Source organism: Anaerolineales bacterium (assembly GCA_030583885.1).
Lineage (GTDB): Bacteria > Chloroflexota > Anaerolineae > Anaerolineales > Villigracilaceae > Villigracilis.
Genome location: CP129480.1, coordinates 723,073 through 743,834, shown reverse-complemented (window position 1 = coordinate 743,834; position 20,762 = coordinate 723,073). Strand labels below are relative to the sequence as shown.

The 20,762-nt window shown below is 55.3% G+C and carries 20 protein-coding genes, 1 tRNA gene and 1 riboswitch; of the genes, 9 read left to right on the top strand and 12 right to left on the bottom strand.

The genetic code is table 11. The features are described from left to right. Positions 1-5: 5 nt before the first annotated feature. From QY332_03740 to QY332_03720, 5 genes are all read right to left on the bottom strand, one after another. Complete coding sequence (locus tag QY332_03740) at positions 6-812, bottom strand: hypothetical protein (GenBank protein ID WKZ37035.1); 807 nt, start codon at positions 810-812, stop codon at positions 6-8. A gap of 87 nt (positions 813-899) precedes the next feature. Beyond that, positions 900-5,147, bottom strand: a complete 4,248-nt coding sequence (rpoC, locus tag QY332_03735) for a DNA-directed RNA polymerase subunit beta' (GenBank protein ID WKZ37034.1) — start codon at positions 5,145-5,147, stop codon at positions 900-902. 360 nt (positions 5,148-5,507) lie between these two features. Continuing rightward, positions 5,508-6,527 carry a hypothetical protein gene (locus QY332_03730; protein ID WKZ37033.1) on the bottom strand — a complete coding sequence of 340 codons (1,020 nt, stop codon included), beginning with the start codon at positions 6,525-6,527 and terminating at the stop codon, positions 5,508-5,510. A gap of 130 nt (positions 6,528-6,657) precedes the next feature. Next, positions 6,658-7,041 carry an Hsp20/alpha crystallin family protein gene (locus QY332_03725; GenBank protein ID WKZ37032.1) on the bottom strand — a complete coding sequence of 128 codons (384 nt, stop codon included), beginning with the start codon at positions 7,039-7,041 and terminating at the stop codon, positions 6,658-6,660. Between the two features lie 150 nt (positions 7,042-7,191). Beyond that, positions 7,192-7,971, bottom strand: a complete 780-nt coding sequence (locus QY332_03720; GenBank protein ID WKZ37031.1) for a trypsin-like serine protease — start codon at positions 7,969-7,971, stop codon at positions 7,192-7,194. Positions 7,972-8,213: 242 nt separating this feature from the next. Continuing rightward, positions 8,214-8,294: riboswitch (cyclic di-GMP riboswitch) on the bottom strand. 96 nt (positions 8,295-8,390) lie between these two features. Here QY332_03720 and QY332_03715 point away from each other — a divergent pair. The 7 genes from QY332_03715 (at position 8,391) to QY332_03685 (ending at position 14,124) form a co-directional block, all read left to right on the top strand. Further along, positions 8,391-9,083, top strand: a complete 693-nt coding sequence (locus tag QY332_03715; GenBank protein WKZ37030.1) for a hypothetical protein — start codon at positions 8,391-8,393, stop codon at positions 9,081-9,083. Between the two features lie 15 nt (positions 9,084-9,098). After that, positions 9,099-9,704: an SDR family NAD(P)-dependent oxidoreductase gene (locus QY332_03710; GenBank protein ID WKZ37029.1), complete on the top strand. Its 606-nt coding sequence runs from the start codon at positions 9,099-9,101 to the stop codon at positions 9,702-9,704. After that, positions 9,701-10,168: a DinB family protein gene (locus tag QY332_03705; GenBank protein ID WKZ37028.1), complete on the top strand. Its 468-nt coding sequence runs from the start codon at positions 9,701-9,703 to the stop codon at positions 10,166-10,168. The genes QY332_03710 and QY332_03705 overlap by 4 nt, the downstream gene beginning before the upstream one ends. A 45-nt stretch (positions 10,169-10,213) precedes the next feature. Continuing rightward, positions 10,214-10,873 (top strand): response regulator transcription factor, encoded by a 660-nt coding sequence (locus QY332_03700; GenBank protein WKZ37027.1) that lies wholly within the window; start codon positions 10,214-10,216, stop codon positions 10,871-10,873. Between the two features lie 140 nt (positions 10,874-11,013). After that, complete coding sequence (locus QY332_03695; GenBank protein ID WKZ37026.1) at positions 11,014-11,874, top strand: PrsW family glutamic-type intramembrane protease; 861 nt, start codon at positions 11,014-11,016, stop codon at positions 11,872-11,874. Positions 11,875-11,884: 10 nt separating this feature from the next. Then, positions 11,885-12,457, top strand: coding sequence for a hypothetical protein (locus QY332_03690; protein WKZ37025.1), 573 nt, complete (start codon positions 11,885-11,887; stop codon positions 12,455-12,457). 11 nt (positions 12,458-12,468) lie between these two features. After that, positions 12,469-14,124 (top strand): trypsin-like peptidase domain-containing protein, encoded by a 1,656-nt coding sequence (locus QY332_03685; GenBank protein WKZ37024.1) that lies wholly within the window; start codon positions 12,469-12,471, stop codon positions 14,122-14,124. 112 nt (positions 14,125-14,236) lie between these two features. Here the strand turns inward: QY332_03685 and QY332_03680 are convergent, their stop codons facing one another. Genes QY332_03680 through QY332_03655 form a run of 6 tightly spaced genes read right to left on the bottom strand, consistent with a single transcriptional unit; the run spans position 14,237 to position 19,231 of the window. Further along, on the bottom strand, positions 14,237-15,088 hold the full coding sequence (locus tag QY332_03680) for a TIM barrel protein (GenBank protein ID WKZ37023.1): 852 nt from the start codon (positions 15,086-15,088) through the stop codon (positions 14,237-14,239). 31 nt (positions 15,089-15,119) lie between these two features. Then, entirely contained in the window at positions 15,120-15,509 is a 390-nt protein-coding gene (locus QY332_03675) for a diacylglycerol kinase family protein (protein WKZ37022.1), read from the bottom strand. Next, a complete protein-coding gene (ybeY, locus tag QY332_03670) occupies positions 15,506-15,958 on the bottom strand; it encodes an rRNA maturation RNase YbeY (GenBank protein ID WKZ37021.1) in 453 nt (150 codons plus the stop codon). Before ybeY ends, QY332_03675 begins: the two co-directional genes overlap by 4 nt. Further along, positions 15,955-18,066, bottom strand: coding sequence for an HDIG domain-containing protein (locus QY332_03665; protein WKZ37020.1), 2,112 nt, complete (start codon positions 18,064-18,066; stop codon positions 15,955-15,957). The genes ybeY and QY332_03665 overlap by 4 nt, the downstream gene beginning before the upstream one ends. Before the next feature lie 45 nt (positions 18,067-18,111). Beyond that, on the bottom strand, positions 18,112-18,558 hold the full coding sequence (locus tag QY332_03660) for a GatB/YqeY domain-containing protein (protein ID WKZ37019.1): 447 nt from the start codon (positions 18,556-18,558) through the stop codon (positions 18,112-18,114). A gap of 7 nt (positions 18,559-18,565) precedes the next feature. Continuing rightward, positions 18,566-19,231, bottom strand: coding sequence for a hypothetical protein (locus QY332_03655; protein ID WKZ37018.1), 666 nt, complete (start codon positions 19,229-19,231; stop codon positions 18,566-18,568). 63 nt (positions 19,232-19,294) lie between these two features. Between QY332_03655 and QY332_03650 the strand changes: the two genes are divergently transcribed. Next, positions 19,295-19,837 (top strand): cob(I)yrinic acid a,c-diamide adenosyltransferase, encoded by a 543-nt coding sequence (locus QY332_03650; protein WKZ37017.1) that lies wholly within the window; start codon positions 19,295-19,297, stop codon positions 19,835-19,837. Between the two features lie 6 nt (positions 19,838-19,843). Continuing rightward, on the top strand, positions 19,844-20,554 hold the full coding sequence (locus tag QY332_03645; protein ID WKZ37016.1) for a DUF554 domain-containing protein: 711 nt from the start codon (positions 19,844-19,846) through the stop codon (positions 20,552-20,554). Between the two features lie 51 nt (positions 20,555-20,605). On the opposite strand, the gene QY332_03640 is transcribed toward QY332_03645, so the two are convergent. Continuing rightward, a tRNA-Lys gene (locus QY332_03640) sits at positions 20,606-20,680 on the bottom strand. Positions 20,681-20,762 lie beyond the last annotated feature (82 nt).

The following is a 20,762-nucleotide window of genomic DNA, read 5'->3' as shown; positions in this document are numbered from 1 at the left end:
CATGATCAACAATACCAGATCAGCCAGCCCCTGTTCAACCATTTCGCATGCAAAGCGATTGTAAACCCTTTTGACGCCAATTTTTCTGCGGAGGCGGCAAACCACTGCTTCACCCCAAATGGTTTGGCAGAGGATGTTTCCGCGGCAGACCGTTTCCACGCATCCAGGAAATCATAAATCTGCTCACCCGAGACAACCCGGTGGATGTGGTTCTTTGGCAGCACCGCCTTAAAATCCGTGATGTCGAATCCCATACGGAAATTGGTGCTGAAGAGAAGCGCCTCCAGCCTCCAGTTTCCATTCTCCACCCTTCTCGCCAAATTCGCCGACCAGATGCTGCCAAACGGGTTGGACGTCCCCTCGATCATCAAACCGCCGGGTAAAACACGGTCAGCGAGGCGTTCATAGGCGGGCGCAAAATCAAGTTCCTCATACTGACGCAGGACATTAAAGGCACGGATCAACCGCACACTTTCACCTGCCTGCAAAGGCAAATTAAATCCGCCCAGCCGAAAGCGGGTGATCTCATCTTCAAAGGGAAGCGCAGCTTCCACCCGCTGCCTGTCGATCTCAACGCCGAGGATGCGCAATTGCGGGTTCAACGTTCTGAAACGAGCGGCACTTTCGAGCGTGGTGCGCGGGTCAAAGCCGTAGCCAAGGTCAACGAACAACGAATCAGCGAACAAGCCGTCGGTCCGCGTGAGAAGCGACGGTTCGTAAAGCAGGATAAAGTTATCCACGCGGCGCAAGCGGTTCGAAGCGGTCTTGCCGCGGGTCGGCTGTCCAACCGGTTTTTTGGTTTTGTTTTGCATGTGCGCTGATTATATCGAGTCAACAAAAGAAAAGAGCCGGCTTAGCCAGCGGCTCTTTTCTTATTTTATACTTGCAAATGATACGGGTTAACTTCCAGGCCCCGCATCGGGGAGTTGAGACCATTGCGTGGCATTGTTCTGGATTTCCTCATCCGTAAAGCGTCCATGAATAAAGCCGGTGCCTGCGGGGATGAGCTTGCCGATGATCACGTTCTCCTTCAAGCCGAAGAGCGGATCGGTCGTGGAACCAATTGCCGCGCTTGCCAGCACTTTGATGGTGTGCTGGAAGGAGGAAGCCGAGAGGAAGGAGTCGGTGCTGAGCGAGGCTTTCGTTACACCGAGCAGGACTTCGCCGAAGCGGGCCGGTTGTTTTCCTTCCGCCAGCAGGCCCTCGTTCATTTTGCGGATCTCAAGGCGGTCGACCGCATCACCGGGCAGGTACCTGGTATCGCCGGGGCGCGTCACCTGCACCTTGCTCAACATCTTGCGGATGATAACCTCAAAGTGCTTGTCGTGGATGTTCTGACCCTGCGAGCGATACACCTTCTGCACCTCGGTCATGAGATACATCTGACAGGCATCGCGTCCCTGGATCTTAAGAATGCGGTGCGGGTTGAGCGAGCCTTCCGTCAACGGCTGGCCCGCCTCCACATGCGCACCCGTCTTGACAAGCAGGCGGGAGGTGTTCGGGATATCCTCGACAACTTCCTCACGCTGTTCGTAGGAAACGATGATCTTGCGTTCCTTCTTTTCAACCGCCACACGCCCGCTGTGCTGGGCGGTTATGGTGGCTTTTTCCTTTGCGGCGAGGATGTCGCCAGCCTGCACTTCGGATTCATCCTTTGCGATGAACTTCCAATCTTCAGGGATGGCATATTCATCATGCACCATTTCAGAGTGTTCAATGCGGATCTCACGCATGTCGGCATATTTTTCAGACTGCTGGATGTGGATCACGCCTCCGATCTCGGCGACAACTGCCTCACCTTTCGGCATTTTGCGTGCCTCGAACAGTTCCTCCACGCGGGGGAGGCCTGTGGTAATGTCTGCACTGGTAGCCGCCACACCACCGGTATGGAAGGTGCGGAGCGTCAGCTGCGTGCCAGGCTCACCGATGGACTGGGCGGCGATGATCCCCACCGCCGAGCCGAGCTCGACCATCTCGCCGCGGGCAAGGTCAATGCCGTAACATTTGGCGCAGATGCCGTGGTTGAGTTCACAGGTCATCGGTGAACGTAATTTGATTTCAGTGACACCCGCACCGGCGATCCTGCGCGACAATTCATGCGTGAGCACATCATTGTATTCAGCAAGCACTTCGCCGGTCTTCGGGTCGAGCACGCGCTCCGCCGCGAGGCGGCTGTACATGCGGCTGGCCATGGACTGACCGGCAACATCGTCCGCTTTGCGGATCCACACACCTTCGTGCGTACCGCAATCATGCTCGTTGATAATGATATCCTGCGCAATGTCCACGAGGCGGCGGGTTAGGTAACCGGCATCCGCGGTGCGGAGGGCCGTATCCGCAAGACCTTTGCGTGCGCCGTGCGTGGAAATAAAGTATTCCTGTGCGGTGAGTCCTTCGCGGAAGTTTGAGCGAATCGGCATCGGGATGATGCGCCCGGAGGGGTCAGCCATCAAACCGCGCATCCCCGCCAGCTGGGAGATCGTGGAGAAACCGCCTTTGGTCGCGCCGGAGGTCGCCATGATGGAAAGATTGCCATCCGGATCCATGTGCTTCTTGACGGCATCCCCCACCTGTTCAGTGGTGTCCTGCCAGATCTGGATCTCGCGTTCGTTCTTTTCCTGCTCGGTAAGCAACCCGCGGCGGAAATCACGCAGGATCACTTCAATGGCTTTCAAGGCATCGTCAATGATTGGTTTGCGTTCCGGCGGAATGGAAATATCTGCAACTGCCAGCGTGGTGCCGGACTTCATGGCATATTCAAAACCGATGCTCTTCATGCTGTCGGCAACCTGGGTGGTGATTTCCTGTCCGCACAGCTCGTAGACTTCAGCGATCAGATCCTTCACGCCGCCCTTGTCGAGCTTCTCATTCGTAAACTGCACCTGTTCCGGCAGGATGCGGTTGAGGATCGCACGTCCAACCGTCGTTTCAATGATGCGGGTTTCAGGTTCGGGCAAACGGTCACCCTTGTCGTCGTACCAGGTTTTCACACGGAGTTTGATCTCGCTGTGCACATGCACCTGGCCGAGCGCGAAGGCGAGCTCCACTTCATCAATGTCGGCAAACGCCCGTCCATCCCCGCGGTGCGCGGCTTTTTGCGGCATGGTCAGGTAGTACACCCCCAGCACCATATCCTTGGATGGGGAGATGATCGGTTCACCGTCCGCAGGCTTGAGCAGGTTCTTTGAAGCGAGCATCAATTCACGTGCCTCGGTGACCGCCTTCTGCGAAAGTGGAACATGGACAGCCATTTGGTCACCGTCGAAGTCCGCATTGAAGGCGGTCGTTACCAGCGGATGCAATTGAATGGCGGAGCCTTCGATGAGGATCGGCTCGAACGCCTGGATTCCCAGACGATGCAATGTGGGGGCACGGTTCAAGAGAACAGGACGGTCGCCGATCACGCTTTCAAGCGCCTCCCACACTTCGGGACGGTTGCGTTCGATCAAGCGGCGGGCGCCTTTCACGTTGGCGGCATAATTATTTTGCACAAGACGCGCGATCACGAACGGGCGGTACAGTTCCAGCGCCATGCTCTTGGGCAGACCGCATTGATTCAATTTCAACTGCGGACCGACCACGATCACGGAACGACCGGAGTAGTCCACACGTTTACCGAGCAGGTTGCGGCGGAAGCGGCCCTTCTTGCCCTTGAGCATGTCGCTCAGGGACTTGAGTTCGCGGCGTCCGCGGCGGGAGAGCGCCTTGCCGCGCTGCGAATTGTCGATCAGGCTGTCAACCGCCTCCTGCAGCATGCGCTTCTCGTTGCGGATGATGACATCCGGTGCGCCGAGTTCGAGCAGTCTCTTCAAGCGGTTATTGCGGTTGATCACACGGCGATAGAGATCGTTCAGGTCGGAGGTGGCAAAGCGTCCGCCATCCAACTGGACCATCGGGCGCAGGTCGGGAGGAATGACAGGCAGGACCGTCAGGATCATCCAGGCCGGGCTGTTGCCGGAACGACGGAAGGCTTCCACCACCTTCAAACGGGTCGTGGATTTCTTGCGCTTCTGCTTGCTCTTGGTGGTACGGACTTCGTGCCAGAGTTCCTCTGAAAGTTTATCAAGGTCAAGGCGTTCGAGAATATCAAAGAAGGCTTCAGCGCCCATGTCGGCACGGAAGACCTGTCCCCAACGCTGCTTGAGTTCGCGGTAGCGGATTTCGCTTAGGAATGTAAAGGGGCGAAGTTCCAACAGTTCATCACGCAGGCGCGAGGATTGATTCGATGAAGCGGAGGTCTGAGTCTCCAGTTCGCTACGCAGGGCTTCCATCTCCTGGTCCGCCTGTGCCTTGACGGTGGCGGCCTGGGTCTTCAGTTCCTCCAGTTCACGTTGCTTCCTGTCCTTCAACTCGTTCTCAAGGATTTCCAATTTCTTTTGGACATTCTTTTGAATGAGCGTAATGTGTTTGCTGGCAACCTTGTCGCCGGCATCGACGACCTTCTCGCCGGTTGACTCAAAGACAATGGTCTTCCTGGCCGGTTCGCCCATCTGGTCTTGAAGTTGTTTCTCCAACTTCTGACCTTCCTTGATGATGGGGTCCATCTGCTCGGCGATGCCCTCGTCGTAGCCCTGCTCAAGCAAAGCCTGCTTCTGCTTGAGTTCGGTGACGTCCTGATCACGCTTGGTCTTGATCTCGGCAATGCGGGCATTAACATCTGCAGCCTGCTCGCGCTCGGAGACGGAAATCTCATCCTCAAGGCGCTGCAAGGCTTTCTTGCGGGCATCCTCATCCACATAGGTGACAATGTACTGCGCGAAATACAACACGCGGTCCAGGTTGCGGCGTGAGACATCCAACAGCATGCCCATCTGGGAGGGGATGCGGCGTGTGTACCAGATATGCGCCACGGGGGTGGCAAGCGCAATATGTCCCATGCGCTCGCGGCGCACGGCGGAGCGCGTTACTTCCACACCGCATTTATCACAGGTAATGCCTTTGTATCGGGGGTTTTTGTATTTGCCGCAATAGCATTGCCAATCGCGGGTTGGTCCAAAAATGGCTTCACAAAACAATCCATCTTTTTCCGGGCGCAAACGTCTATAGTTGATCGTTTCGGGTTTCAGCACCTCACCATACGACCATGAAAGGATCGTTTGGGGCGAGGCGAGGCTGATACGGAGTGCAGTCAATCCCTTGGTTTCCACGGATTCTCTCCTAAAAAAGATTACGAATTCGAGCGGTCTCCCTATAGCGTGTAGTCGCTTGATAGTAGAGACAAACAAAGGCAAGCGCCGTGAGAGTATTTCTCAAGCGCTTGCTATGTACAGCTCGGTTTTTTTATATCCAACAGGCGGATTATATGCCCAGTACGGACGCCCGTCAAGGGTGTTAACTAGAGGAGAGTCTTGTACTCCAAAGCACTAACCGTCTCTTTACGGACCGATCACCTGCTCCACATCCAAATTGGCTGATACTTTCCGAGTAAATCCGCTTGATAATATGGGTCGGTCAGAAATGAATTCATCGACAACCATCTGATATGGACAGGCTTAATTCCATTTTCTTTAAGGATTTGCCGTTGAAATTCGGCCTGCCAGCAAGCCCTCCAGCGTCTCCTGAACGAGGCGGAGTTTCCCGTCGGGGAGAATGCCGGGGTCGACATCCGAAATCCCGAGCGGGGATTGAACGTTGATGCCGCCCTGCCCGGCAATGAGCTGGGGCCAGGCGATCTGGATTGCCTTGACCGTATCCGGGCTGACGGTCATCACCCAGCCGCCGGGACGGGTCTCGGGCATGGAGGTGCCGATCAACCAGGCACCCTGCGTACCGATATAGGACAGGAAATCATCATTTGCAAGCGTTGGGTAAATATAAAGAGCATCCACGTCACGGTCATTGAGCAGGACGTTGGCGTAGCCGCCATACCGAGCGGGGTCTTCGTCGGCGGGGACTTCGAGGTAGGTTGGGTATGCAATGGGGGAGAAGAAAACGGTATTGCATAAACCACAATAGTATCTCATGCCGTTTTGAAAGGCATTGAACGCGCGTGCGGCGTCCGCATCCCCCTGCGGGATGAGCATGCCGATATGATATTCTTCGATCAGCATCGCCAGGGTATACCCTGCAAGGAAGGCGGGCAGTTCCACCTGTGAGGCTGGGGCAAGGACGCTCAAATTGCCGCCGGCTGTCAGGTTGGGAATATTGACTGCAAGGAATTGTACGCCTGGCGCAGCCGAAATATACGAGGTAATGCCGGGGTCCGGAGGCAGTGCAATGACCACCTTCAAAGTTGGGTCGGCGAGGTCATCAGGAGTAAGCAGGTTGCGCACCTGAAAACGAAACCCTGACTCTTGCGCGAGGTCGTAGACCGTTTTTTGATACAGATCGAATGAGATCCTGTCCATATCTTCCGGCATCACAAGGATCGCCAGGGGCGTGGACGGTGTGGGAATCAATGTGGCAGGCGGCAGCGGGGTGTGAGACGGCACCACGGTGGGCGGCGGGATCTCCGTGGGAGTCCCTGCTCCACAGGCGCTCAAAAGGCCGATGGTCAATGCCGCGAAGAGAAGATATTTAACACGCACGAGGTTGCTCCGGATAACCAAGAATACCAGTATTATACTGCCTCATTTTATGAGGGAAGGTGGGATTAACTTTACTCTTAAATGCAAAGAGACGCAGGACATGCGCGTCTCCTTGGTTAACGACCACCGATCAATGGACAGCAATGCTGATCTTCTTGGGGCGGGCCGACTCCGCCTTGGGCAGGGTCAGGGTCAGGACGCCGTCCGCGATCTTCGCCTCGACCTTTTCCGCCTCGACCTCAACCGGCAGGCGCAGGCTGCGGCGGAAGGATCCGCTGGGAAGTTCGCGCAAAAGAAATTCCACGTCGTCCGACTTGTATTCGCCTTCGATGCTGACAACATTTTCCAGCACCTGAATGTTGAGGTCCTCGGCCTTCAAGCCGGGCACCAGCGCGGAGAGGATATAGGCATCGTTCTCCTCGCGAATATTTACGCCCAGTGCACGCTGCTGTGCCCGGTCCACCTGGCGGCGGACCGGGCGTCGGAATGGATGGGGTTGAATATAGAGCGTCATTTTTCTATCTCCTTTTTATATTGTCAATGCTGCAATATTAAATCGGGAGTGTAAGAAAACAAATAGCGCCAAATAGGATTTTTATAAGAAAAGGAGGGCCGCCGGACAGCGGCCCTCCTTTTCTTATGCGATAGGGTCAAGTTTGCATTATTAATCCAGGAACTGGTTGACGAAATCGAGGACGTTCTGGCGGTCCATGCGGAAGACACCGCCGGTGCCGGCACAATTGCCGTTGATACCGAAGGAGGTAACACCAGCGACGACATTGCTATCGCCGAGGAAATTCGGTCCGCCGGAGTCACCGAAGCAGGTGCCGCCTGTCGAGTGATTGTTGGATAACAAGAGTGAAAAATCGCCCGTGAAGCCGGGGACATTGATCTGAACCAGGTGCGGGGTGGCAACCATGCGAACTCTTTCAGCCTCCACGAACACGGGGTTGATTCTCTGAAGCCCGTAACCAACCGCAGTGAACCAGTTCTGTTTTCTGGGCTTGAGCGCATCCAGTTGGTTCGCGGAGGGAAGCGTGCCATAGGTATCCACATAGACCGGCTCACAAAGTTCGACTACGCCGACATCATGCAGGAAGAAGGCGGCATCATCATAATCGGGATGGGTATGAATGCCGCAAAAAGCCACGCTTGTGGCCGTGTCAAAGGGATAGCCAACAACATCATTTTGAACATCAGATTCAAACCACACGCGGCCGTCATCTGCACCAAAGGTGCAATGCCCGGCTGTCAGCAGAATGGTTGGGGAGAGCAGGGTGCCGGAACAACGCCAGGCGGGGAATCCGCCCACATCAAAGACAAGCAGGCCGACATGGGGGTGACCGTCGCCATCCAGTTCGCCGTTCGTAATTGCGCTGGCAATGCCGAAGGCGCTAAATACCAGAACGACAGAAAGCAAAATCGCAATCGTTACCTTCTTCATTTCAATCTCCTTTGGTGATCTCAGTGAAAATTTAAAATTTTATCTGACATTGGTTGCTTACGGGGAAGATCAAGGGATAAATCTGCTCGAAGCGCACCTCCTCGCATCTAGAAGTTATCTCAAAAATGAAAAAAGCGTCCCAAATCTTCGATTTCCCTTCATAGATTAGGGTTTTTTCCATGCTCAGGTGTTTTTGAGACAAGTTCTAGTAATTAACAAAAAACTGCCGGATGAAAATCGCCTCCAGCAGTCTGGCGGTCTGCAATGGGTACAGACCCATGACTTTGCGTCCCCGTCTCACGGCGGGTTTGCCTTTTCGGACTTGCACCTCACGAAATGACAGAACCATTATTGCAGATTTTGAACTTTATTTCAAGGTGGAATTTCCGAATCGCCCAAACCATTTATAATTCCCCCCAATGTCCAAAAAAACCTTCCTGCTGGCCGTCCCTGTCGTAATTGCCGTCGCAGGGATCTATCTGTACTTTACCGGACGGGCTTCCGCCCGGACAGCCCAGGTCTTCGACTGGTTCCGCGATCCATCCTCAAGAGCGGAGTTAATGATGACCGCCGGGACGCAGTGCGGCGAGGCCCCGTTCATTTTTCCGACAAACGGCCTGATCGGTTTCATCTGGAACGATTCCTTCCGCCCCGGTCACCGCCACTCCGGAATAGATATTTTCGCAGGGACGCAGGTCGGTGTGACACCGGTCATAGCGGCTTACCCCGGCTATCTCACCCGCGCAGCCGATTGGATTTCCACGGTCATCATCCGCGTGCCGAAAGACCCGCTTCGACCTTCGCGTCAGATCTGGGTGTACTATACACATATGGCGGACAGGAATGGAAATTCCTTCATCTCGGCGGAATTCCCGGCGGGCACCGGGGAAATCCCTGTGGAGGCAGGCACCTTTCTGGGGTATCAGGGAAATTATTCCGGCGACCCGCTCAACCCCACAGGTTTGCACCTGCATGTTTCGGTTGTAAAGGACGACGGTTTCGGAAATTACAAGAACGAACTTGATATCGAAAATACATACGACCCATCTCCGTATTTTGGACTGCCGTTGAACGCGAACGTCAATCCGCATACGATCCCGATGTGCCCATGATGTGCCAGGAAAAAGATGAATACATTAAGAGATAAAGTTGTTCTTATCACGGGCGCGGGGAAGGGCGCGGGACGGGTGCTGGCGGAAGCGTTCGCGGCACAGGGCGCACTCGTTGCCGCCAATGACCTGTCGCCCATCAACGTGGAGGAGGTCGTTAATGGCATCAAGGCCCGCGGCGGAAAAGCCAGGGCATATATTGAAGACATAGCCAAAAAGGTTGGTGCGCAAACGGTGGTGAATCATGTGGAGGATGATTTTGGGAGGATCGATATCCTCGTCAATCATGCGGCTGTTAAACCGCACGTTCCCTTGCTGGACATGGATGAATGGGACTGGCATCGCACGCTGGAGGTGAACCTGACCGGTGCATTCCTGATGACCCAGTCGGTGGGGCGTGTGATGAAAGAGGGGAAAAGCGGCGGGGTGATTCTGAATCTTGTCGCAGGCGAGGGGGAAAGGTCCGAATATGAGGCGGGGGCGTATCAATCCAGCAAGGCAGGGCTGGCTGAGTTGTCTCGGCAGGCAGATCTGGAATTAAGTCCGCATGGCGTGCGGGTCCATGCGGTTGAAAATTCCGCGGATGTGGACAAGGTTGTATTTTCCCTATTGGAGGAGGAATGAAGGAGTTGATCGAATACCGCGTGAAATTGATCGCAAGATTAATGGAAGCGGCAAGGGAATTTCGTTCGGCATGCGAATCGTACAGCAACCCTTTCATACCGATAGAAGGCGAATGGACGTTGCACCAGATCGCGTCCCACACACGGGATGTGGACAGGATGGTCTACGGCACACGCATCCGCCGAACGCTGCATGAAGAGAATCCGGAGTTCAAAAGTTTTGATGCGGATGCATGGATGGCGGAACATTACAACAAGGAGGAACCGCTGGTCAATATTCTGGATGAATTTTCCGCAAACATGGACGGTTTGTGTAAAACCCTGGAAAGCCTGCCGCGCGAGGGCTGGTCACGTGAGAGCAGGCATGAGACGCAGGGCGGTGAATTAACCTTGCAACTCTGGGTGGAGCGCAGCCTGGCACATGTTGAAGAACACCTGCAATCGGCAAGATATGCGAAAAAGTAGTGAATTTTGCCCGTTTTTTGCATATTCATGAGGTAAAATAGGCGCATGAAAAAGCAACGAATTATCCTGGTAGATGATCACGAGGTGGTACGGCTCGGTTTGAAATCCCTGCTTGAGCGGCATCCGCAGTTCGACGTGGTGGGGGAGGCCGGTTCGGCGCGCGAAGCATTGGAGCAGACCGCTTCCCTTAAACCTGATGTCGTTGTGATGGATATTCGTCTGCCCGGCACATCCGGGATCGAAGCCTGCGAGCAAATTGTCAACCAATTCCCCAACACAAAGGTCATCATGCTCACCTCCTATGCGGAGGATGAAATGCTGTTCTCCGCGATCCGCGCGGGAGCATCGGGGTACATTCTCAAGCAGATTGGAAGTGATGATTTGATCAAAGCGCTTGAGTCTGTCGGGCGCGGCGAGGCGTTGCTGGACCCCGCTGTGACACAACGCGTGTTTCAGGAGGTGCGCCGCGCTGTCAAGGAGGAGGAGGCTTCGGCATTCGCCCATTTGAGCCAGCAGGAAAAACACGTGCTTTTGCTCGTCTCGGAAGGCAAGACCAACCGCGAGATCGCCAAGAGCCTGTTCCTCGGCGAAGGGACCGTACGGAATTATGTTTCGAGCATTCTCTCGAAACTAAGCGTCAACAACCGTGCGGAAGCGGCGGCGTATGCAGTGGAACACAGTTTGAGGGAATACATTTCCAATTAAAGCCATCTGAATGATCCGCTCGTCGCGCGGGGACATGTTTGAATTTTCCAGACCGCGTTCGATGCGTCATCATTAACCATATTTCCATCACAGATTTTATAAGCTCGTTTCATAACACCAACCCAAGGAGGAACAACCCCATGAGTGAGGCGAAAGCCGTTCACGAACGGAAGCACATCTGGCGCGATGAATTCCTGCTCATCGTCAGCCTGGTGGTTTTCGTGGGCATTGTCTATGCACTGGATAATGCCATCCAGCCGGTGTTCACACCGACCGCCCTGTTGCTGACTGGCGCCTTTCTGGCGCTTGTACCCGCCGGGATCTGGCTGGTCTTTTTCTACCTGCAGGACCGCGCAGAGCCGGAGCCCAAAGGGTTTGTATTGGCCATCTTTGCACTCGGTGCACTGCTGGCAGCAGCCATCGGAATCCCGCTGGTTGAAAATGTATTCCGTGTCTCCCGCTGGATCTATACGGACACGCTGACCACCATTCTGGGAGGCATTCTTGTCGTCGGTTTCACACAGGAATTCCTGAAATATGCCGCAGTGCGCTACAGCATTTACAACTCGGATGAGTTCGACGAGCCGACCGACGGTGTCATCTACGCCACTGCCGCAGGGTTGGGATATGCCACAGTCCTGAACATCCAGTTCGTCGTCTCGAACGGAGGCGTGGACCTTGGCGCGGGAATCATCCGCATTGCCGTGGTCGCGCTGGCGCAGGCATCCTTCTCCGGCATCACCGGGTATTTTCTTGGACGCGCCAAGTTCGAAGCGGAATCGATCTGGTGGATGCCGCTCGGCATTTCACTTGCCGCAATTTTCAACGGCCTGTTCCACTGGCTGCTGGGTCTCGTCACCCGCCCCACCATCACCTTGAGCGGCGCAAGCAGCAACGTCTGGATGGGACTCGTCCTCGCGGCGGTGGTTGCCTTCGTCACGACAGGTATCATCCTGTGGCTGGTGCGTCGAAACCTCAACGCCGTGCAGGCTGGGAAATAGGAGGCAGATCATGGCAACCAAACAACCTTCCCTCGGTGACCGCTACGCGGAGATCACCGTCGTCCTCGTAACCATCATCGCGCTCGCCGCCGGCTGGTTCTACAAATCCGGCGTCGAAAATGCCAGCGTGCCCTTCAGCTCGGAGGGCATCAGTGCACAGGCTCCCAAAGGCTGGCTGCAATCCTCCCCGGCGAATGATGAACTCCTGCGCACCACAGATTTCAGCTCCAGCGGATTCGGCACGACGTATGCAGTGCGCAGGATCGCCATCGCCGAAGGCGTCACCTCTTCAGAGATCGCAAACCGGGTAACCCTCGAACATGCCCAAAACCTGACCGCCTTCCGCATATTGGACCAGCGCGAGGTGACCGTCTATGGGCGCAGCGCCTATGAAATCAGTTATGTGTTCGTCGAATCGAACCCCGACCTGACCCATACCCAGATCCCCAGAGTGGCGCGCGGAATGGATTACGTTTTCCTGAACGGCGATCACGCCATTGTGGTCTCCTTCCAGGCGGATGAAAAGAATTACGATTTCGATCTGAACCGCTTCCACCGCTTCATCCAGTCCCTTAACTTTTAGCAGAGGCGAACATGAAACCAATCACCTATAAGCCCTTTCTGTTCCTGCTGTTCCTGCTGATCGCCACCGCGTTAGCATGCAGAGGCGGTGCCCCGGCAGTCGAACCAGTCTCAACCGATGCGCCGTCCGATACCCCAGCCTCGGGAGCGGACGGACTTTCTGCAGCGAGTCGTTCGAAACTAATCTCAGCCACTGTGCAGATCCTTGCGCTTCAAAATATAAACGGCGAACTTACCCCAATCTATGGCGGATCGGGGACGATCATTTCCCCCTCCGGCATGATCCTGACCAATGCACATGTTGCCAGCCCGGCTACAATGGGCAACCAAGAAATTGAACCCGATGTTCTGATCGTCGCCATGGTGGTCTCGGAAGACAGGGCGGCTGTTCCATCCTACCAGGCAAAAGTAATGGCTGTAGATGGATACATGGACCTGGCAGTCATCCAGATCAGCTCGTCCGTCAACGGCACCCCCGTTGACACCTCCAGTCTGAACCTTCCCTATGTGGAAATCGGCGACTCGGATCAACTCCGCATCGGCGATACCGTCAATATTTTCGGCTTCCCCAGCATCGGCGGAAACACCATCACCTTCACAAAAGGCAGTGTCTCCGGTTTCTCCCCGGAAGACCAGCTCGGTGACCGCGCCTGGGTAAAAACCGATGCCACCATCGCCGGCGGCAACTCCGGCGGTCTCGCGACGGATAACAATGCCCGCATTATCGGCGTCCCGACCATTGCATCCTCCGGCGCGGATGTCGAAAGAATCACAGACTGCCGCCAGATTCAAGACACGAACATGGACGGCATCGTGGATCAAAACGACAGCTGCATCCCGATCGGGGGATTCATCAACGGCTTGCGCCCCGTCAACCTTGCCCAGCCGTTGATCCAGGCGGCACAGGCGGGCAGGGAATATACCAGTCCCTACCGCATGCCCGGGGTGGTCAGCGAAGCGGGCGGCGGCAACGAAGCCACATCCAATTTCGTCTGGCTCGATACTTCCGGCAGCGTCCAGAACTGCCAATGGACGGACAAGACCGTCAATTCATATCCCGCGACGACGTTGTGTGTTGCCGCAGGCTTTCGTTATTCCGGGATGACCAATGGCCAATTATTGCTCGAACACTGGTATCTGAACGGGCAGAAAGTTTCCGAATACAGTTACGCCTGGGAGTGGGATGAAACGGGTCTCTTCGGCACCTATCTGCCGAATGAAGGCAATCCCATGCCGGCCGGTTCCTATCGGGTGGAGTTGTTTGCGGGGGCAAACCTGAAACCCATCGGCACATCCTCCGAAGTGGCTGTGGACGGAGGCGGCAGTTCCGCACCTTCACAACCCACCCAGCCAGGCGGCACGGTGACGGTGTACGGCTTAATCTACGATGCAGCCACCAACAAGCCGATACCGGGAGCCTATGTATTCGTGCTCACGCCCGGCACCACCTTCGAAAAATGGAAGAGCGAGGACTTTGCGGAAAAATACGTTATTGTAGATATCCAAACCGGCAGTGACGGAAAATACAAGATCACCGACATCCCGCGCAACACACTCTTTACCATGGTGTATTCGGCGCAGGGTTACATCCCCGCCTTTGCCAATAACCTGCAGGCAGGACCTGATGAGCCTGAGCTGAACGAATTGAACGTCGGGTTAACCAAGTAAGACTGCGGTTGATTCATAAAACATCCCGTCCAAATCAATAATGGACGGGATGTTTTATGTTCTTCCATCGCTTCTCCCCGCTGACCTTGGGTTGGTTACGAGGCTGTAGATTCTATTTCTCCCCGCTGATCTTCATCCACGCCTTCTTCATATTCAAGGCATCCTTCTCCATGATGGGGCTTTCGCACAGGATGCGCCCCGCACAGCCAAATTCATGCATGGCTTTGAAGAGGGCTTTCAGATCCAGGTCGGCTTCGGCGAGGGGCAGGTGATTCTTCTCCCCTTTCGGGCCGTACTCGATGCCGGAAAGATGGATGTGCAAATCCTTCAAGGCTTTTTCGCCGAGTCCCTTGCCGTATCTCTCAAGCAGACGAGACCATTCATCATAGGTGTTCATCGTGCCGTCGCCGGGACGGGCGTGCAGGTGGGCAAAATCGAGGCAGGGCTGGACCATGTCCATGGCTTTGCTCATCGCAATCGCGTCCTCAAACGAGCCAAGCATGGCAGATTTTCCCATCGTCTCCGGGCGCAAGGTGACATTGTCGCTGTTCTTTTGCAGTTCCTTCACGCAGCCTTCCAAACGCGGAAGTGCCACTTTCAACACCTCGGCGGGGTCGTTTCCAAAATATGAACCGGGGTGAAAGATGATGTCCGTTGCACCGGCGAGGTACCCATAATGCGCCGCGTCCATCAACCTCTTTCTTGATTTAGGCCATTCTTCCGCGGTGGCATTCAGGTTAATGAAATACGGGGCATGCACGCTCAAGTCCACATCCTGCGCCGCGCCCGTGGACTGAATCAACGCGCAAGTCGCCTCGGTCACCCGCACCGACTGCACCCAGCCGAGTTCGAACGCATCCAACCCAATGGATTTGCTGAATTCGATTGCGCCAACCGATCCGCCGGGCTTTTTCGGCGTGCCTATGGGGGAACCAACTGTGCCAAATTTAAAGGATAAAGACATGAGCATTCTCCAGGTTTTAAGGTACCGGTAATCAGTTTGTACCTAACAGTGTAGTGAGTTTTAACCAGAGCGGCGGACCAAGAATCAACAAGCCGGCCAGGATCGCGGCTAAAGCGGCGACCAATACCGCGGCCGCCCCAACGTCCTTGCCGATCTTCGCCAGCGGATGCGCATCCGGGCTGGCAAGGTCAACGGTCACCTCAATGGAGGTGTTGATGAACTCCGCGGTGAACACCATTGCGGTGGTAAGGATGATGACCGCCCAATCGCGCGGCGGGAGTTCCAGCCAGATTCCCACGACAAAAACAACCGTGGCGATCGCGCTGTGAATCCACGCATTGCGCTGGGTCTGCAAAACATAAAACCATCCGCGTAAGGCGTGACGAAAGGATTGGATGCGGGACAAAAAAAATGACTTCACTCTGAATCCTGGATTTTGATATGACCCAGCCCTAGTCGTTCCAAAACATCTGCCTGGACTGCCCACATACGGGCTTTTTCCTCCGCCTCGGCATGGTCATATCCCAGTAAATGCAGGACGCCGTGCACAACCAGCAATTGCACCTCCGCTTCGACGGGGTGACCTGCGGCCTGTGCCTGCTGCGCGGCGCGAGGGACCGAGATGAGAATATCCCCCAGATAGGCGGAACCAGTTTCAGGGTCCGATTCGGAGGCGGGGAAGGAAAGCACATCTGTAGGCGCGTCCACGCCGAGATAATCACGATTCAGTTCATGCAGCTGCGCGTCATCTGTCAGGACGATGGTGATGTCTGCGTTGGAATGAGCGGGGCTCAGGTCAAGAGTGAAGCGGGCGGCCCGTTCGAGCAGGATTGATTCCAGAAAGTCCTGTTGGTTGTCAATGAAGATCATTTATCTTTTCTTGGGTTAAGCATGGTGGAATCCTGGTCTGGCACTTTGGCATTGGGATACTTCATACGGGGATGATATGTGCCGCGCAGCGTGGTCACAAAGGATTCGGTGATCAGGTTGAGGTCGCGCAGGGTTAACAGGGTGTCATCAAGCTGGTTGAATTTTTGGACGGTATCAATGACGCTCTGAACAAGTTTGCGTAGATCATCGTCGGTGGCAGGGCGTTCGGATCGGGCACGGGCTTCGGTGGCATCCGCCAGCATGAGCAAAGCGGATTCGCGCGAGGCGGGGCGCGGGCCGGGGTAACGGAATTTCTCGATATCCACGCGGGTCACATCGCCGCCCGCCGCCTCCATTGCCTGATTGTATTGGTATTGTGTGATAAGCGTGCCGTGATGTTCGAGTATAAAATCATGCAGCCTGCTCGGAAGACGGTGTTTTTTTGCAAGTTGTATGCCATCCGTGACGTGTCGGATAATGGTGGCGGAAACCTCCCCGGGTTCGGCATCCTGATGGGTATTTAAATTGCCCGGGATTTGATTCTCAATAAAGAAGTTGGGGTTGAGCGCCTTGCCAATATCATGGAACTGCGCGCCAACGCGTGTGAGCAATGGGTCTGCGCCGATCTTTTCCGCGGCTTGTTCGGCGAGGTTGGCGACCTGCAAACTGTGTTGATAGGTACCGGGCGCACTGCGGAGGAAGAACTGCAAAAGCGGGGAATCCGGGCGGGATATATCAAGCAGTTGCAGCGCGGTGGTCAATCCAAGCAGTTGGGCAAAAAGATATTGGAGCAACAGCGCGATGCTTGCCGCGGCAAACCCCGCAAAAACAACAACGCCGACAAATTGAACCGCACCCAGCCAGTCAGGCTGGGAAAGCGGCAGGCGGTATGCGATCAGGACCGCCAGCCCCGAAAGTGCAATGGCAATCCCGGCGCGGACGAAGCCCCAAATGCGGCGGGCGGGCCCAAGCGCGAGCAGACCGATCAGCGATGAAAATAAATAATACGGCGCAAGGTCGAGCGAATTGGGCAGGCCGTAGGCGGCGAGCAGACAGAGCGGGATGGCAACGACAAGTCCCACTTCCAGCCCGAACAACGTGGCCAGCAGCAGCCCTGCAGCCTGCAAAGGATAACCGTATGGTGCAAGCGTGCGGTCTGTGAAAAGACGTGCGCCAATCAAAAACACAACGAACAAGAGGGCGATGACAAGAATACTGCGCGGGTCATTGACGACCGCCGGACGTTTGCGGCGGAGAAAATAAAGCGGAACAAGGACGGCGGAAAGCACAATCACCGATCCCGCACCAGCCATATCCTGCCAGCGCTGACCGATGCTGATCATGCCGAGTTGTTGAAAGGCTTCCATATCGGCTGGGGTAATGATCTCCCCTGCGGGGACAATCGTCTCCCCTGTCTTATAGGTTTTCACGATCGGTTTCACGGCTTCACGCGCGGCCTGCCTTGCAGCAATTGTCAATTCATCACTGAAAAAACTGTTGGGGACCACAAAAGCAGAGACCAGTTCGGTCACGAGCGCGGACTGCTGTTCATTGAACGTCAGGGTCACAGAGGAGGAAATGCCAGCCTGCGCAGCCTCCACTTTATCCTCATGGATCGCACGGCGCATCACCTGTTCCAGCACACGCACAGATTCAGCCTGAACAGTGTCCCAGCGGGTATCGGAAATACCTATCAAATAATCAATGGTTTCCACCTTCAAACGCACATCACTCAGCGCAACGATCTTTGTCCTTTTCTCGACCGCTGTAAGTTCTACGTCCCCGCGGATGGCGGTGATGTTCTGTAGAATGGTGCGCAGCCGCTCGATCTGTTGACGCGCAATGGCGGGATCCGGCAGGCTATAAACGGGCTGGACTGCGCTCTCGGCGGCTTTCCTGGCTTCCTCCGTGCGGATCTCGCTTACATATTCAATATCCCGCGGAGATTGCATGATGGTTTGTGCCACCGCTCCAACCTCGACGGATTGCACGGCAGGGCGCAGACCCAAAGGCAGGGTAAGCGCGGCAAAAGAGATAAGACTGACGGCAAGGACCAGGCTGATCTGTAAAATACGAATACGGGACGGGACAGAGGTGCGTACTTGCATGGGAATCAATCACAAAGAGACTATCCTGCCTCTTCGCAGAAAGGATTACTTGGTGAGCAATTCCTTGACGGTTGCGCTGATCAGATCGTTCGGCGCGCGCCCCGCAACCTTGGGCATGACAACCTTCATCACCTTGCCCATGTCGCTCGGCACGGCTGCACCCGTCTCTTCAATGGCAGCCTGCACCAGTGCGCGCAATTCATCAGCAGGCATGGCTTGCGGCAGGAAAACCTCCAACACCTTGATTTCCATTTCGTTGTCGCTAATGAGATCGAGGCGGTTGGCTTTCTTTGCCTCTTCGATTGCCTCGCGGCGGTTCTTGATCTCCCTTTGGACCAACGCCACAACAGCCAGGTCTTCGAGCGTGGTCTGCCTGTCCACCTCCGCCTGTTTGACGGCGGCAATGACCATGCGAACCGTACGCTTGCGGATCTCGTCACCGCTTTTCATGGCATCCTTCATTGATTCATTGAGTCTCGTTTTTATATCCATAATTTGATTATACCTTTTTTAAGTTTGCCTGTTCCAGGGAGTGTTCCGTCACATCCTTATTCACAAAGCGTGCGAACATTACCGGGGTGAGCAGTTTCTGCAAAAGTTCGAACTCATACCGCGTGCGCTTGACCGCGGCGGCGCGGGCATAGGCGAAGTTGGGTCCCTGTTGCGGGGAATCGAGGTTCATGTGTCCATGTGAATCATGCGGCAGGAGCTTGAGCGTCAATGGGCGCATGAATGGGACAAAATAAAGCGCATCCAGCAGGAGGTAGATTTTTGCGGCATGCAGGCCTGGGCTTCGGAGCAGGTCCTTTTGGACAGGCTCAATTTCGGGCGGAGGGGGCGGCGAACCGTTGAATTGGTCCAGCCACAAGGTCACATAATTCGTATGAGAGTAGAAATCCTGCGCAGTGTGGAGCAGTCTCCCGAAGGCGATCCATGCCGAGAGGATGCCGGGCGAAAGCAGGGTGGCAAGGAGCAGGCCGCGCTGCTCAATCATGTAACGGTCGCCTTTCTCGATGTCGTTGTCGTAGTGAAACTCATCGTGGCCGATCAAACCGCTCCACGAATCCTGTTTGCCGTTTGCGGCAATGATGATCTCCAGTGCACCTGCGCTGAAATGCGGACCTAATGCCTCGCGGGTCATTTCTTCATGAATGGGTACAAGCATTCGGAAATTATACCCACAGGGCAGCATATATGCGAGGCACGCATTAGTGAGTATAATCCGCCCATGACTTTTTACACAGCAAAGGGCGACGACGGCACAACGGGCCTGCTAGGCGAGGGACGCGTGCCCAAGTATCATGTCCGCATGGAGGCGGTGGGCGCGCTTGACGAAGCCTCCGCCGCACTCGGCCTGGCGCGCGCCCAGTGTACCGCGCCGCAGACTCCCCCGATCCTGCTCGAAGCACAACGGGATCTTTACAAGCTGATGGCGGAGGTTGCCGCCACACCGGAGAACGCCAAGCAATTCCATTTCATCGACGAGGCGCGTGTTGCCTGGCTCGAGCAGCAGACCGACAACTTAAGCGATCTCGTTGAAATGCCAAAGGAATTCATCCTGCCCGGCGACACCCTCGGCGGTGCGGCGCTTTCGCTGGCGCGCGCCATCATCCGCCGCGCTGAACGGCGCGTGGTGGCTCTCTTCGACGAGGAGGCAGTCATTAACCCGGACTTGCAGCGTTATCTTAATCGCCTGTCCTCCCTTTGTTTTGTGCTGGAACTTCTTGAAAATCAGCACGCGGGTAAAAAAACATCCCTGGCGAAATCATAGGAAAACATGACGGGCACCTTTATTAACGTTGCCGCCATCCTGATCGGCGGCACCATCGGTCTGTTCTTTGGCGCACGCATTCCGGAACGGTTCAAGAAGACCGTCATTGCAGGGATGGGTCTCTTTACCGCGGCAATGGGCTTAAACATGTTCTTCAAAAGCGATAACCAGCTCATTGTCCTAGGCGCGTTGATCATCGGCGCCCTGCTGGGGGAATGGTGGAGACTGGAGGACGGGCTGCAGGCGCTCGGGCAGACCCTCGAAAAACGCTTCTCCCGGGACCTTGAGGCTGATTCCTCCAGTTCCAGATTTGTACGCGGCTTCATGGTTGCCTCCCTGCTCTTCTGCATCGGGCCCATTGCAATCCTCGGTTCCATCCAGGACGGCCTGACCGGCGACTACAACCTGCTGGCGGTAAAATCGACACTGGATGGATTCGCGTCCATCGCGTTCGCATCCACACTGGGGGTTGGGGTGTTGTTCTCCTCGATCATCATTCTTATCTATCAAGGCGGAATCAGTTTATTGGCGGGACAGTTAAGCGTCATCATCACAGAACCAATGATGAACGAAATGACCGCTGCGGGCGGCGTAATTTTACTGGGGCTTGCAATCAGCAATCTTTTGGAGATCAAAAAAATCCGCGTGGGGAATTTCCTGCCTGCGCTGGCGGTGGCACCGTTCATTGTTTGGGTGCTGGGGAACCTGGGCCATTAAGCCCAAAGAGGATGATACGCACGAAAAGCATCCTGAACAGGATGCTTTTCGTGGTGACTCCGGGGGGATTCGAACCCTCAACCAATTGCTTAAGAGGCAACTGCTCTGCCATTGAGCTACGGAGCCAATAAAAGTTGCGGACGATATTATACCGCAAAGAAACAGCGTGTCAAATAAATCAAGGTATATCCACTTTGCCATATGCTAA

Bases quoted from the DNA above. Each gene is read 5' to 3' on its own strand.
- QY332_03740 (WKZ37035.1), bottom strand. From the start codon at position 812: ATGCAAAACAAAACCAAAAAACCGGTTGGACAGCCGACCCGCGGCAAG.
- QY332_03725 (WKZ37032.1), bottom strand. From the start codon at position 7,041: ATGACGCTCTATATTCAACCCCATCCATTCCGACGCCCGGTCCGCCGC.
- QY332_03720 (WKZ37031.1), bottom strand. From the start codon at position 7,971: ATGAAGAAGGTAACGATTGCGATTTTGCTTTCTGTCGTTCTGGTATTT.
- QY332_03715 (WKZ37030.1), top strand. From the start codon at position 8,391: ATGTCCAAAAAAACCTTCCTGCTGGCCGTCCCTGTCGTAATTGCCGTC.
- QY332_03710 (WKZ37029.1), top strand. From the start codon at position 9,099: ATGAATACATTAAGAGATAAAGTTGTTCTTATCACGGGCGCGGGGAAG.
- QY332_03705 (WKZ37028.1), top strand. From the start codon at position 9,701: ATGAAGGAGTTGATCGAATACCGCGTGAAATTGATCGCAAGATTAATG.
- QY332_03700 (WKZ37027.1), top strand. From the start codon at position 10,214: ATGAAAAAGCAACGAATTATCCTGGTAGATGATCACGAGGTGGTACGG.
- QY332_03695 (WKZ37026.1), top strand. From the start codon at position 11,014: ATGAGTGAGGCGAAAGCCGTTCACGAACGGAAGCACATCTGGCGCGAT.
- QY332_03690 (WKZ37025.1), top strand. From the start codon at position 11,885: ATGGCAACCAAACAACCTTCCCTCGGTGACCGCTACGCGGAGATCACC.
- QY332_03685 (WKZ37024.1), top strand. From the start codon at position 12,469: ATGAAACCAATCACCTATAAGCCCTTTCTGTTCCTGCTGTTCCTGCTG.
- QY332_03680 (WKZ37023.1), bottom strand. From the start codon at position 15,088: ATGTCTTTATCCTTTAAATTTGGCACAGTTGGTTCCCCCATAGGCACG.
- ybeY (WKZ37021.1), bottom strand. From the start codon at position 15,958: ATGATCTTCATTGACAACCAACAGGACTTTCTGGAATCAATCCTGCTC.
- QY332_03665 (WKZ37020.1), bottom strand. From the start codon at position 18,066: ATGCAAGTACGCACCTCTGTCCCGTCCCGTATTCGTATTTTACAGATC.
- QY332_03660 (WKZ37019.1), bottom strand. From the start codon at position 18,558: ATGGATATAAAAACGAGACTCAATGAATCAATGAAGGATGCCATGAAA.
- QY332_03655 (WKZ37018.1), bottom strand. From the start codon at position 19,231: ATGCTTGTACCCATTCATGAAGAAATGACCCGCGAGGCATTAGGTCCG.
- QY332_03650 (WKZ37017.1), top strand. From the start codon at position 19,295: ATGACTTTTTACACAGCAAAGGGCGACGACGGCACAACGGGCCTGCTA.
- QY332_03645 (WKZ37016.1), top strand. From the start codon at position 19,844: ATGACGGGCACCTTTATTAACGTTGCCGCCATCCTGATCGGCGGCACC.